This is a genomic window from Vibrio sp. SCSIO 43132, from assembly GCF_019904195.1.
GTDB lineage: Bacteria > Pseudomonadota > Gammaproteobacteria > Enterobacterales > Vibrionaceae > Vibrio > Vibrio nigripulchritudo.
On record NZ_CP063199.1, the window covers coordinates 3,159,190 to 3,172,670 of the forward strand.

Annotated in this window: 11 protein-coding genes; 2 read left to right on the forward strand and 9 right to left on the reverse strand. The window is 45.9% G+C overall.

Annotation, left to right across the window (positions count from 1 at the left end; genetic code table 11):
- Positions 1–101: 101 nt before the first annotated feature.
- Positions 102–428, forward strand: coding sequence for a hypothetical protein (locus INR79_RS14175; protein WP_004400827.1), 327 nt, complete (start codon positions 102–104; stop codon positions 426–428).
- 67 nt (positions 429–495) lie between these two features.
- On the opposite strand, the gene dnaJ is transcribed toward INR79_RS14175, so the two are convergent.
- The 4 genes from dnaJ to glyA all read right to left on the reverse strand — a co-directional run bounded on the left by dnaJ (position 496) and on the right by glyA (position 7,065).
- Positions 496–1,641 (reverse strand): molecular chaperone DnaJ, encoded by a 1,146-nt coding sequence (dnaJ, locus tag INR79_RS14180; RefSeq protein WP_223094761.1) that lies wholly within the window; start codon positions 1,639–1,641, stop codon positions 496–498.
- Positions 1,642–1,922: 281 nt separating this feature from the next.
- Positions 1,923–3,836 carry a molecular chaperone DnaK gene (gene dnaK, locus INR79_RS14185; protein ID WP_223094763.1) on the reverse strand — a complete coding sequence of 638 codons (1,914 nt, stop codon included), beginning with the start codon at positions 3,834–3,836 and terminating at the stop codon, positions 1,923–1,925.
- Positions 3,837–4,101: 265 nt separating this feature from the next.
- Positions 4,102–5,367, reverse strand: a complete 1,266-nt coding sequence (locus INR79_RS14190; protein WP_223094765.1) for a dicarboxylate/amino acid:cation symporter — start codon at positions 5,365–5,367, stop codon at positions 4,102–4,104.
- Positions 5,368–5,814: 447 nt separating this feature from the next.
- Positions 5,815–7,065, reverse strand: coding sequence for a serine hydroxymethyltransferase (gene glyA / locus INR79_RS14195; RefSeq protein ID WP_004400820.1), 1,251 nt, complete (start codon positions 7,063–7,065; stop codon positions 5,815–5,817).
- 348 nt (positions 7,066–7,413) lie between these two features.
- Here glyA and INR79_RS14200 point away from each other — a divergent pair, with 348 nt between their 5' ends.
- Positions 7,414–8,025 (forward strand): YitT family protein, encoded by a 612-nt coding sequence (locus INR79_RS14200; RefSeq protein ID WP_223094767.1) that lies wholly within the window; start codon positions 7,414–7,416, stop codon positions 8,023–8,025.
- A gap of 52 nt (positions 8,026–8,077) precedes the next feature.
- On the opposite strand, the gene treC is transcribed toward INR79_RS14200, so the two are convergent.
- The 5 genes from treC to gmhB form a co-directional block, all read right to left on the reverse strand.
- The gene (gene treC, locus INR79_RS14205; RefSeq protein WP_223094769.1) at positions 8,078–9,748 is read right to left on the reverse strand and encodes an alpha,alpha-phosphotrehalase; all 1,671 of its coding nucleotides are present in this window, start codon (positions 9,746–9,748) and stop codon (positions 8,078–8,080) included.
- Positions 9,749–9,814: 66 nt separating this feature from the next.
- Complete coding sequence (gene treB, locus INR79_RS14210; RefSeq protein WP_022601569.1) at positions 9,815–11,239, reverse strand: PTS trehalose transporter subunit IIBC; 1,425 nt, start codon at positions 11,237–11,239, stop codon at positions 9,815–9,817.
- Between the two features lie 196 nt (positions 11,240–11,435).
- A complete protein-coding gene (gene treR / locus INR79_RS14215; RefSeq protein WP_223094771.1) occupies positions 11,436–12,386 on the reverse strand; it encodes a trehalose operon repressor TreR in 951 nt (316 codons plus the stop codon).
- Between the two features lie 94 nt (positions 12,387–12,480).
- Positions 12,481–12,819 carry an MliC family protein gene (locus INR79_RS14220; RefSeq protein ID WP_004400813.1) on the reverse strand — a complete coding sequence of 113 codons (339 nt, stop codon included), beginning with the start codon at positions 12,817–12,819 and terminating at the stop codon, positions 12,481–12,483.
- Positions 12,820–12,822: 3 nt separating this feature from the next.
- Positions 12,823–13,377 carry a D-glycero-beta-D-manno-heptose 1,7-bisphosphate 7-phosphatase gene (gene gmhB / locus INR79_RS14225; protein WP_004400812.1) on the reverse strand — a complete coding sequence of 185 codons (555 nt, stop codon included), beginning with the start codon at positions 13,375–13,377 and terminating at the stop codon, positions 12,823–12,825.
- Positions 13,378–13,481: the final 104 nt, after the last annotated feature.

Below are 13,481 nucleotides of genomic sequence, written 5' to 3' on the forward strand. Positions count from 1 at the left end.
TGCTGAGTATTGACGAAACACGTAAAGGGATCTTTTTACATTACAATGCTTTCGACTTATAGTTCAGCATCAAACTTACATCAACCAGTTGGAAACTACAGATGAAATTATTTGCAGCAGCAGGTCTAATGGCACTTACGCTGGTAGGTTGTGGTTCAGCACCTACTCAACAAGATAACTACATGGACGCGTCTTTCGAACTATGTAATACCGAAGTTAAAGTCTACTCAGTGAGTGACGACGGTCGTGTTCGTATCGTATGTGCTGATGGCTCTAAATTCGCTCTTCGTTCAGAAGCAACTTTAGAGACCATGCGTAATATCAATGCTGACTACTGTAGTGGTGAAGGTCTGTCGAAATTTAACGAAAGCCAGCGTTACTACCAATTCCGTTGTAAGTCTGGTGAAACCATCAGCATCAACAAATAAGTCACTGGCTTATTTCAGATACAAAAAAACGACAGTCAAGGCTGTCGTTTTTTCATTCTATTAATTCTTAACTGGTCAGGTCATCAAAGAACTTCTTAACACCGTTGAAGAAACCTTCAGATTTTGGCTTGTGCTTATTTGCCGCTTCTCCACCACATGTTTCTTCGAATTCACGCAATAGCTCTTTCTGACGAGAACTTAGCTTAACCGGCGTTTCTACAACCAGCTTAACAATCAAGTCACCGATACCGCCGCCGCGAACCCCTTTCACACCTTTGCCACGCATACGGAACATACGACCCGTTTGTGTTTCTTCTGGCACTTTCAGGTTTACACGACCGTCAAGAGTTGGAACTTCAACTTCACCACCCAGTGCAGCCATTGCAAAGCTAACTGGCACCTCACAGTAAAGGTTGTTGCCATCACGCTCAAAGATGTTGTGCTCGCGAACGTGTACCTGTACGTACAAGTCACCAGCTGGAGCCCCCATTTCACCCGCTTCACCTTCACCGGAGAGACGAATGCGATCACCAGTATCTACACCAGCAGGGATCTTAACATTGAGTGTTTTCGTTTTTTGCTTGCGACCTTGTCCATGACATTCAACACAAGGATCTTTAATGATTTTGCCGGTTCCATGACAGGTTGGACACGTTTGCTGAACCGCAAAGAAACCCTGACGCATCTGAACCTGACCATGACCATGACAGGTTCCACATGTCTGAGGCTTAGTTCCTCGTTTAGCGCCAGAGCCATCACACGTATCACATTCAACCAATGTCGGAACTTCGATTTCTTTTTCAACACCGCGAACCGCTTCTTCTAGCGATAACTCCATGTTGTAGCGTAAATCCGCACCACGCTGCGCACGTGCCTGACCGCCACCACGGCGACCACCGCCAAAGATATCACCAAATACATCACCGAAAATGTCACCAAAATCAGCGCTGCCTCCACCGAAGCCGCCACCTCCGCCCATACCGCCTTGTTCAAAGGCTGCATGACCGTACTGGTCGTATGCGGCTTTCTTTTGAGGGTCGAGCAGAATTTCGTACGCTTCTTTTACTTCTTTAAACTTTTCGGCAGCAGATTCATCACCCTGGTTACGGTCTGGGTGAAACTTCATTGCAAGGCGCTTATACGCCTTCTTAATATCACGTTCTGATGCATCACGGCCGACGCCTAATACTTCGTAAAAATCACGTTTTGACATGTTCTTCGTCACCAATTTATTACTGCAAACGGAGAGTTCCGCTTGGTGTTTGTATCAATCTAGATAAGAAGGCTGAACCAAAGGTTATGAGAAAAGCATATGTATGAATAGCACAACTGGCTAGTCTTGCGGGACACCTAGGTTTACAGTCTCTTTATCTGGATTGATTCCTCGTTTACAAATTTGCGGGCGTAAGAGATACCTCGAACGCCCGCAGCATAGAAGATTTTCAATACTGAGTCACTGATTATCTGTTGAGCTCAGCGACTCAGGCAGAGAAATTATTTCTTCTCGTCTTTAACTTCTTCGAACTCAGCGTCTACCACATCGTCATCTTGCTGAGGTTGATCGCCTGCTTCAGCACCGCCTTGTGCAGCTTGTGCTTTCTGCTGTGCAATTTCCATCAGCTTTTGAGATGCTGCCATCAGAGCCTGAACTTTCGCGTCGATGGCTTCTTTGTCTTCGCCTTTCTTCGCTTCTTCCAGCTCTTTGATTGCTGCTTCGATTTTCTCTTTCTCGTCAGCTGGTAGTGCATCACCTGCTTCTTCTACCTGCTTCTGAGTACCGTGAATCATTTGGTCAGCTTGGTTACGTGCAGATGCTAACTCTTCGAACTTCTTGTCCGCTTCTTTGTTTGCTTCTGCTTCTTGTACCATTTTCTCGATTTCGTCGTCGCTCAGACCGCCAGATGCCTGGATAGTGATCTTCTGCTCTTTACCCGTCGACTTGTCTTTCGCAGATACGTGAAGAATACCATCCGCATCAAGGTCGAAAGTTACTTCGATTTGTGGCATGCCACGTGGTGCAGGCTGGATGCCTTCTAGGTTGAATTGACCTAGAGATTTGTTGTGCATCGCTTGCTTACGCTCACCTTGAAGAACGTGGATAGTTACTGCGTTCTGGTTGTCTTCTGCTGTAGAGAATACTTGGTTCGCTTTTGTTGGAACCGTTGTGTTCTTCTCAACTAGAGCCGTCATTACGCCGCCCATTGTTTCGATACCCAGAGACAGAGGTGTAACGTCCAGAAGAAGTACGTCTTTCACATCACCCGCTAGTACACCACCTTGAACCGCAGCACCCATTGCTACTGCTTCATCAGGGTTTACGTCTTTACGAGCTTCTTTACCGAAGAACTCAGCCACTTTAGCCTGAACCATTGGCATACGAGTCTGACCACCAACAAGAATTACGTCTGTAATTTCGCTTACTGATAGATCTGAGTCTGCAAGAGCAACTTTTAGAGGCTCTAGAGAACGTTGTACCAGGTCTTCAACCAGTGCTTCCAGCTTCGCACGCGTTACTTTAACGTTCATGTGCTTAGGACCAGTTGCGTCAGCTGTTACGTAAGGTAGGTTTACGTCAGTTTGCTGTGCAGAAGACAGTTCGATTTTCGCTTTCTCTGCAGCTTCTTTAACACGCTGCATTGCTAGAGGGTCAGTCTTAAGATCGATGCCCTGCTCTTTCTTGAACTCGTCAACCAAGTAGTTGATTAGACGGTTATCAAAGTCTTCACCACCTAGGTGAGTATCACCGTTAGTCGCTAGTACTTCGAAAGTCTGCTCACCATCAACGTTGTCGATTTCGATGATAGAGATATCGAATGTACCACCACCAAGGTCGTATACAGCGATTGTGCGGTCGCCTTCTTGCTTGTCCAGACCGTAAGCCAGAGCAGCAGCAGTTGGTTCGTTGATGATACGCTTAACATCAAGACCAGCGATACGACCAGCATCTTTAGTTGCCTGACGCTGTGCGTCGTTGAAGTATGCAGGAACAGTAACAACAGCACCTGTTACTTCTTCACCCAGGAAGTCTTCTGCAGTCTTCTTCATCTTTTTAAGAACTTCAGCAGAAACCTGAGGAGCGGCCATTTTTTGACCTTTCGCTTCTACCCAAGCATCGCCGTTGTCAGCCTTAACTATTTTGTAAGGCATGATTTCGATGTCGCGCTGAACTTCTTCGTCTTCAAAACGACGACCGATCAAACGCTTGATTGCAAATAGCGTATTTTCAGGGTTTGTAACTGCTTGACGTTTTGCAGGTTGACCTACCAGCGTTTCACCGTCTGTGTATGCGATTACCGATGCTGTTGTACGCTCACCTTCAGCATTTTCAATAACACGTGGCTTGTCGCCGTCCAGTACAGAAACACAAGAGTTAGTAGTACCTAAGTCAATACCAATGATTTTACCCATCAGGCTATCTCCGATTAAATCAATTATCTTTTTGCTATATCCCCTTTAAGTGGGGATGAGGAATGGGGATTCAACCCCTACTCACAAAATATGTGTGCAAATCACTTTGCTTTGTCTATGCCCAATAGATAAGGGCATGGAATACCTTTTCAAGGGGACTCGATAAAAAAAGTTACGTTTTTTTTCGATTCAAGCTGAACCCTTGTTATTGCTAACAAAAACGGAGCCCTGAGGCTCCGCTAATTCTATGAGATTTCCGTCGTATTTAGCTCACCTGAGCGGGCTCCGGTTTCTCTTCTACACCAATTTCATTTTCTGACTTGGCGACAATCGTATTTACAGCGGTATCGCCCACTACGTTTGAAGACGTACAGAACATATCATTGATACGGTCAACAGCAGCAATAATAGCCAAACCTTCTGGTGGAAGACCCAGTTGGTGAAGCAGCACGCCTACCATTACCACGCCGCCACCAGGAACACCGCCAGCCCCAATAGAAAGAAGAAGAATTGTCAGACCGAGAGTAAAGATATCGGCTGAATTGATTGGCTGACCGAAAGCGTTCGCCACAAAGATAGTAGCCAGCGCAATATAAATAGACACACCAGACATGTTCATGGTTGCGCCCAGCGGAACTCCAAAGCCTGCAACCGACTTGGATACATCCAGCTTTTCAGTCAGAGTACGCATGGTGACAGGAATCGTCGCGTTTGAGCTTGCTGTTGATAACGAGAACAGAACCTGCTCGCGTGTCGCACGCATAAACTTTTTCGGAGAAATGCCTGTCGCCAGACCCACCACAGTTGGGTAGAAGAAAAAGATCCAGAACACCAGCATTGCGACAACCAGCGCAACATAACCCGCCACAGAGGCAAGAGTATTGGCATCCAGTGTTGCACCAAGCTGAATCATAAGCGCAAATACACCATATGGCGCCAGTCTCATCACCAGCCCTACCAGCTTCATCATGATTTCATTCGCCATCTTGAAAGTACGAATCGCAGGACCACCACGTGAATCCAGAGCCTGAATCGCCAGACCTGTCAAAATCGCCATAAAGATGATTTGTAGCATGTCGCCATTCGCAAACGCCTGAACAGGGTTACTTGGGACAATATTTACGACCAGAGAGAAAATGTCTGGAGTATCGGTTGTGGTCAGAGCGATGGTTTCTGACACTGTACCCGCGAGGTTTGCACCAGCACCAGGCTGAACAATCATACCAATGGTAAGCGCCGCAGTAATCGCGATGATGGTATTGAAAATGTATAGGGCAAAAGTTTTACCACCAAGACGACCAAATGCGGTGATGTCTTTCAGTTCTACGATACCGCAAACAATCGATACGTATACCAATGGCACAACCAATAACTTGATCAGTGAAACGAACATTCCACCAGCGCCTTCTGCAGCACCGAGAACGTAGGTATCCATGATGGCAATGCCATTAAACAGGTACTGAATTGCAGTACCAATCATCAGACCAGCAAAGAGGCCTATAAAAATTTTTGTTGAAAGCGATTTATTCATCGTTTCACTCCAGTTGTTTATGCTTGCATATAATGTTTTGATAGTTATTTACTGCCTCAATTGAGGCAGAGGGCAGGAATAATACACACTGAATTTACAAATAAAAGGCACTATTAACAAAAATATCACAATGAACTTCACAAAATTTAATCCAATATTTTCCACCTTCCTTGAAACAAAAATCTAAAAACAAATAGGGTCAGTAAGTTAAGTCATTTACTGCTCAGGAAACAAACATCCTAGTTTTCATTAAAAATAAAGTTATTTAACCTTACAAATTGCATGCTTTAAAGATGAAATTCTAAAAAGCAAAAAAGAGGAATCTGCTTCAGTAGGCACAAAAAAACGCAGCCATCAAAGCTGCGTTTTTATATTCCACTGTTACCACATGAGGAAGCGCTAAAGGTGCGCTTCAACAAGCATACAGTCTAGTGAGTAGTGAAGAAATTAAGCGTAAACAGGTAGACGCTTACAGATCTCAAGCACTTTTGCTTTCGTTGCTTCGATCACTGCTTCATCACCCATGTTGTCAAGGATGTCACACATCCAGCCAGCCAGGTTCTTCGCATCTTCTTCAGTGAAGCCACGACGAGTGATAGAAGGCGTACCTACACGGATACCAGATGTAACAAACGGGCTGCGAGGATCGTTTGGTACAGAGTTCTTGTTTACCGTGATGTTAGCGGCACCCAGTGCTGCATCTGCATCTTTACCTGTGATGTCTTTGTCGATGAGATCAACTAGGAACAGGTGGTTTTCTGTAGAGCCAGAAACGATGTTGTAACCACGCTCTAGGAATTCCGCAACCATTGCTTTTGCGTTAGCAACAACACGTTGTTGGTATTCTTTGAACTCAGGTTCCAGAGCTTCTTTGAATGCTACCGCTTTACCAGCGATAACGTGCATCAGAGGACCACCCTGACCGCCTGGGAATACTGCTGAGTTTAGCTTCTTGTAGAAATCTTCGCCCGCACTAGACAGAATCAGACCGCCACGTGGACCAGCCAGAGTTTTGTGCGTTGTTGTCGTTACGATGTGTGCGTGTGGCACAGGGTTCGGGTATACACCAGCAGCAATCAGACCTGCAACGTGCGCCATATCTACGAAGAAGTAAGCACCTACTTTGTCCGCGATTTCACGCATGCGCGCCCAATCACAAACCTGAGAGTAAGCAGAGAAACCACCGATGATCATCTTAGGCTTGTGCTCTACAGCCAAAGCTTCCATTTCGTCGTAGTTGATCTGACCCGCTTCGTCGATACCGTAAGGAATAACGTTGTAGTGCTTACCAGAGAAGTTTACAGGAGAACCGTGAGTCAGGTGACCACCGTGTGCAAGGCTCATACCCAGAACTGTATCGCCTGGATTTAGAAGCGCCATGTATACTGCGCTGTTTGCCTGAGAACCAGAGTGTGGCTGAACGTTCGCGTATTCAGCGCCGAACAATTCACAAGCGCGGTCAATGGCCAAAGCTTCTACTTTGTCTACGTACTCACAACCGCCGTAGTAACGCTTGCCTGGGTAGCCTTCAGCGTACTTGTTTGTAAGCTGAGAACCTTGAGCTTCCATTACACGTGGGCTGGTGTAGTTTTCTGAAGCGATAAGCTCAATGTGCTCTTCCTGGCGAAGAGTTTCTTCTTGGATAGCTGCGAACAAGTCCGCATCGTAATCAGCGATATTCATATCACGCTTTAGCATCTGTATCTCCTGACTCAGATTGACTGAAAGTTTCAAAAAAACCACACAACGACCAAAAGCAAACGTTTTCGTCACCGTATTTGATGGGGTGCATTCTACATAATTTGATCTGCGTCATAAAGTGACTTTTGCAACTTTCTTTATGTAGATTCTTCATGCTCCATGTGAGCCCGCATCATAGTGGTGGCACATATGATTGAGCTTTACGATATTACTGTCAACTTAAAGGTTTACACCATGTAAATCTAAGGTTACATAAGTTACATACCAAATTAGTAACCAAGCTATCGAAAACAACAGTTTTTCACTAGTATTCGCATCAATTTCGGTAAGTTAACATTCAAATTGATGGAAAAACACACACACAAAGAAGATTGGATAGCCATTCTCACGGGCACATTTTTGGTTGCTCAGGGCGTATTCTTCTTACAAAACGCAGCCTTACTGACAGGTGGAACCACTGGACTGGCATTGTTAGTCAGCCAATTAGTACCTGTTAGCTTCGGTATGCTGTATTTTGGTTCAAATATTCCATTCTATATACTGGCCTGGAAGCGTTTTGGATTATCTTTCGCGATAACCAGTACCATTTCGGGTGCACTTGTCGCCATTTTCGCCGACAACCTACAGTGGCTGATTCAGATTGACCACATTAATCCCATCTACTGCGCTATCTCGGGTGGACTGTTAATGGGGTTAGGAATGCTGATTTTGTTCAGACATCACACCAGTCTGGGGGGCTTCAATGTGCTTTGCCTGTTCATTCAGGACAAAACTGGTTTCTCCGTGGGTAAAAGCCAGATGATCATCGACTGCGCTATCCTTATCGCGTCTTTCTTCTTTGTTTCTCTGGAAGTCATTGGCTTGTCTATTTTAGGGGCAGTCGCACTGAACCTGGTGCTTGCCATGAATCACAAGCCGACTCGATACAGCGTGAGCAAACGTTCAATGCAATCTTAAAACGAGAAGCCGGGCATAACGACCCGGCTTCTTGTTATTTATAACTGCTGCTCTAGTGCTCAACCAAAATTGTCCTTGTCTCATAAGGTCTCAGCGGCTGAGATAAAGGCTGTTCCACCTGCCCCTCATAGTTCCCAAGAATAACTCTGGCGTTGTCTTTGTTTACTTCGACGGGCAAATCAAATTCGACATTTTCACCATAGTAGTTATTAAGGCTAATCAAAGTCTGGTTCGCATTACTTCTCGAATAGGCAAATATCGACGGGTGAGTTGGCATCAGGTCTTTGTAATCCCCATCCGTTATCACCGGTATCGATTTTCTTAGTTTTATCAAAGACTGATAGAAGTAAAAAACTGAGTTTTTGTCTTCAAAAGCCGCGACAGCGTTAATCTCGGTATAGTTGCTGGCAACATCTATCCACGGTGTCCCCTGAGTAAATCCAGCGTGTGAAGTGGCATCCCATTGCATTGGCGTTCGCGAATTATCTCGGGATTTACTTGCCAGAATCTTCATCATGTCATCGTGCTCTACACCCTGCTGATTCACCATGATGTCGTACATATTGGTACTTTCGACATCACGATATTGCCCGAGCGAATCAAAATGAGGATTGGTCATGCCAATCTCTTCCCCTTGATAGATGTATGGCGTGCCCTGCATAAAATGGACAGAGGCAGCCAGCATTTTGGCTGACTCAACTCGAAACTCAGAGTCGTTCCCTAACCGGCTCACGATACGTGGCTGATCGTGGTTGCACCAAAACAGAGCTCCCCACCCTTTTCCATTTAATCCTTGCTGCCAGTGATTAAAAATGGATTTGAGTTGCAGAAAGTCGAATGGCGCTAGGCTCCATTTCTCACCATTGGGGTAATCCACTTTAAGATGATGAAAGTTGAAGACCATAGAGAGCTCTTTGCCATCCAAAGACGAGTACTGCTGGCAATGGTCCAGCGTAGTGGACGACATTTCCCCCACGGTCACGCTGCCATATTTCTGAAATACCGATTCACTGATTTCCTGTAAATACTCATGCACACGAGGTCCATCAGTATAAAAGCGGCGACCATCTCCCTCCTCATCCGACGGAAAATCCTGCTGCTTCGAAATCAGGTTAATCACGTCAAGTCGGAACCCATCGACCCCTTTTTCAGCCCAAAAGCTGATCACCGACTTCACTTCTTCCCTTACTTTCGGATTCTCCCAATTCAAATCTGCCTGCTCTTTGGCAAACAGGTGCAGATAATACTGTCCTGTAGCTTCGTCCATCTCCCACGCTGAACCACCAAACTTGGATTGCCAGTTGTTTGGCACACTTTCATTTACCGGATCACGCCAGATGTAGTAATCACGGTATGGGCTGTTTTTGTCGCCTAGCGCGGACTGAAACCAATGATGCTCAGTTGAGGTATGGTTGACCACAATATCCATAATAATCCGGATACCTTTGTCATGCGCTTCTTCCAAAAGCTGGTCAAAGTCCGCCATAGTGCCGAAATCAGGATTGATCGCATAGTAGTCCGAAATGTCGTAACCATTGTCTACCATGGGGGAAGCGTAAACAGGCGTCAGCCAAATGGCATCAATACCCAGCGCTTTCAAATACCCTAACTTTGAAATGATTCCCTGAATATCACCCGTGCCAGAACTTCCGCTGTCACAAAAACTTTTTGGGTAGATTTGGTAAACCGACGCTTTGCGCCACCAATCTTTATGAATTGTCATTGCTTTGATCTCAGAGTAAAGCGCAGGCAGCCGACAAGGGGGAGAAAGCAGGCTGCCTGCATAATGTTAAGCGGCTGCTGCAACCAGCTCACCTTTTTGTTGGGCACGCTTGTAGAAGAACAGCGTCAGCATAGCTGGAACGAAGATAGCCACCAGCATAGCCACACCAAAAATAGTCCAGTATTGAGGTTGAATAGAAAGAATGCCCGGCAGACCACCGACACCAATTCCGTTTGCCATCACCCCTGCGCTGCCACAGATAGCCGCGGCAATTGCAGACCCAGCCATTGCACTGAGCATTGGGAACTTATACTTCAGGTTGATACCGTACATTGCAGGTTCAGTCACCCCCAGATAAGCAGAGATTGCCGCAGGTACGGAGATGTCTCGCTCACCTTCTTTTCGGCTAATAAGGATGATACCTACAACCGCCGATGCCTGAGCAATGTTAGAAAGCGCAATCAAAGGCCAGATAGGCGTACCACCTAATTCCTGCATCAGTTGAAGATCTACTGCGTTGGTCGTGTGGTGCACACCAGTAATCACCAATGGAGCGTAAAGGAAACCGAAGATGGTTGCGCCAACAATGGCGAAGTCACCTGTCATCGCCGCTTTAGCGGCAAATGCCACACCATCGCCCAGCATACGGCCAAACGGGCCGATCAACGAATGCGCCAAAATCACAGAAAGCAGGATGGATACAAATGGCACCACCACCAGATATAAGTATCCCGGTACAATGCGTTTCAGGTTCGTTTCAATAAGGGCAAGTGCCATACCCGCTAACATCGCAGGAATCACCTGAGCCTGATAGCCTACCTTCTCAATCACAAACAAACCGAAATCCCACACTTCCGGCACTTCTTTACCGATCAGATAAGCGTTCATTAACTGAGGAGAAACTAGCGTGACACCCAAGGTGATCCCCAGAATAGGTGTTCCACCGAGCTTTCGAACTGTTGACCAGCAGACCCCTACTGGCAGGAAGAAGAAGATCGCCTCGCCAATAAGCCATAGGAAAGAGTGTACCGTTGCCCAGAACTGGCTGATTTGGGTTAATGTCTGACCATCGAACATTTTGATGTCGCCGATGACATTGCGGAAACCAAGAATCAAACCACCTGTAATAATGGCAGGCAAAAGAGGAACAAAAATTTCTGCCAGGTGGGAAATTCCGCGCTCAAGAATATTCATATTCTGGCGCGCAGCCAGTTTAGCTTCGTCTTTACTTGCACTGCTCTTGCCAGACAGCTCAAGCAGGATCTTGTAAACCTCGTCGACTTCGTTACCAATCACGACCTGAAATTGCCCGGCATTGGTAAAACAGCCGCGGACGATAGAGATCGACTCTAAACCTTTAACATCCGCTGCCTCAGTATCATTTAGTACAAAGCGTAAGCGCGTCAGACAATGACTTACACTGGCAATATTGTCGCTTCCTCCTACGAGTTCGAGGATTTTAGCGACGTCTTGCTTCGCTACTTTACTCATAACTGTTCATCCTATTTGTATTCACGTTCTGTTATATTTTTGGGATCGTTCCCATTTATTGTTATTTATATTGCCATCAGTAATATCAGATAAAAATGGGAACAGTCCCACAAATTGAACATGATCACATTTAAAATGTAGTGGAATCCATAAAGACCTTCACTACATATTTAAATATCAATTAAGATTCAATAGGTTAATCTGGCAGGCTTGGAGAGAGCGTAATGTGATTCACATCCGGCTCATTCTGAAGTTGATCAATGAGTAAACTGGCAGCTTGGTTGCCCGCTTCCACATATCCGGGATCAATGCTCAATGTATTGGGGAACAGGAAAGAAAGGAGTGAATTGCCACCAACACCAAATACCGTCACATCACCTCGCTCCAGTTCTTGAAGTCTTTTATTGACGCCCAGAGCAATGGAGTCGCTGGCGCAAACAATGGCGTCCGTTTCTGGTTTTAGAACATCATCCACCAGCCGGTATCCACTTTCATGGTTGAGTTCACCAGAGCGGTAATTCGGCTTGATTGAATGTGATTCGCACCAGGACAGGTAAGCCTGAGTACGCATTAAACCTGTTGTAACATCACTATCATCTACCCCGATGAATGCAATATTGGATTTGTTGGATTCTCTCAGCTGGTTTAACGCCATTTCAATCACGGCTTGATTATCGTAGTTCACTGAGGAAATTTCCGTTGAATCTGCCGCAATCACAACCGCACGGTGTCCCCAGTTTTCCAGCGCATACATGTCACAGCCGGAGAAACCAAACACGATCACCCCATCCACATTTCGACGTTTAAGCACCGACAGATGTTCATTCGTTTTGTCGCAGTCAAACTGGCTTTCCATGATCACCACGTCGTAGCCTTCTGCATACAAAGCTTTTAATAGTGCGCTAACCACGAGATTTTCAGAAGGTGAATCCAGACGAGAAATGATCACACCAATCACTTTCTGGCTTCCACCCCGCATAGACTGGGCGGATTTAGAGGGAACGTAACCAGAGTCCGCTATGATCTGCTCTACTTTCTTCCGGGTATCGGGTTTGACTTTCGGATCTTTAGTCAAGACACGTGATACGGTCGATTTGCCGACACCTGCAAGGCGGGCAATATCCAGAATAGTGAGCTTCTTACTCATAGACGTTCATTTATGTTTGAGGAGTTAGTGAAAGAATAGTGCCGAAAACTGTGGGTAAATTGCAACTTTCCCACATCAAAGGGTGATGAGAGAATTAAAACAACGTCTTCTGTGAAGACAGAGACGTCTTATTCGGGTTCATCTGAGTGCACATTTGCAATGGGGAATCGGGCATCGACAAGCTGGCTTCACTCCCTTTGGTCCAGAACACCAGACCGAGATAGCGATTCTCGTACTTCTCACCAGATGCGCTAGGAACACGAGTCATCAGGAAACGCTCGTTATCCAACTCGATCTGCAATTCATACTCATTTATTGGATGCGACCAAATCTCTAACTGCTCACCGCAAACGTAAGTGTTGGGGGTTGCAACTTGATTGCTGCACCCGACCAGTAATACGAAAAGAGAAATGCTCCAGAACTTTAATGTCATGGCTTAACGGCTTTTCAGAAATTCAGGGACATCTTTAATGCTATCCAGCACCGTGGTCGCCAACGCTTCGCCTTTTTCCGTGATGGGTTTGCCGGTGCGAACCAGAATTCGGGTAGCAACTTCTGCGGCTTCAGCGGCCATCATGTCTTCCGCTTTGTCGCCCACCATGACCGATTTTTCCATGTCGATTTTCAGAAAGTCACGGGCCGAAATAAGCATACCCGGCTTGGGTTTTCGGCAATCACTGTCTTTCTTGTACTTACCGATACCGTGTTCTTCGTGATACGGGCTGTAATAGAAACCATCGAACTCGACACCGTTATCAACAAAGTTCCAATCCATCCACTGAGTCAACGACAGGAAGCGATCTTCAGTAAATAAGCCTCGGGCAATACCGGACTGATTGGTCACCAATACCAGCAGATACCCCATGTCTTTTAACGCTTTTGTGGCTTCAAAAACACCATCAATAAACTCGAAGTCATGTTCATCATGGACGTACCCATGGTCTACGTTTATCACGCCATCGCGATCCAGAAATACGGCAGGTTTAGCCAAAATCGATTCCTCAACAATCCTTCCGAGAGCACAGATAACTGGCTATCGAGTTCAATAAGCGCAAATTATTACATGCTTTATACCTGTTCGCACTATTCAATTAC

Excerpts from the sequence above, each read along its gene's own strand:
- treR (WP_223094771.1), bottom strand. The coding sequence starts at position 12,386 with ATGAGTAAGAAGCTCACTATTCTGGATATTGCCCGCCTTGCAGGTGTC.
- treB (WP_022601569.1), bottom strand. The coding sequence starts at position 11,239 with ATGAGTAAAGTAGCGAAGCAAGACGTCGCTAAAATCCTCGAACTCGTA.
- INR79_RS14220 (WP_004400813.1), bottom strand. The coding sequence starts at position 12,819 with ATGACATTAAAGTTCTGGAGCATTTCTCTTTTCGTATTACTGGTCGGG.
- glyA (WP_004400820.1), bottom strand. The coding sequence starts at position 7,065 with ATGCTAAAGCGTGATATGAATATCGCTGATTACGATGCGGACTTGTTC.
- dnaJ (WP_223094761.1), bottom strand. The coding sequence starts at position 1,641 with ATGTCAAAACGTGATTTTTACGAAGTATTAGGCGTCGGCCGTGATGCA.
- dnaK (WP_223094763.1), bottom strand. The coding sequence starts at position 3,836 with ATGGGTAAAATCATTGGTATTGACTTAGGTACTACTAACTCTTGTGTT.
- INR79_RS14190 (WP_223094765.1), bottom strand. The coding sequence starts at position 5,367 with ATGAATAAATCGCTTTCAACAAAAATTTTTATAGGCCTCTTTGCTGGT.
- treC (WP_223094769.1), bottom strand. The coding sequence starts at position 9,748 with ATGACAATTCATAAAGATTGGTGGCGCAAAGCGTCGGTTTACCAAATC.
- INR79_RS14200 (WP_223094767.1), top strand. The coding sequence starts at position 7,414 with ATGGAAAAACACACACACAAAGAAGATTGGATAGCCATTCTCACGGGC.
- INR79_RS14175 (WP_004400827.1), top strand. The coding sequence starts at position 102 with ATGAAATTATTTGCAGCAGCAGGTCTAATGGCACTTACGCTGGTAGGT.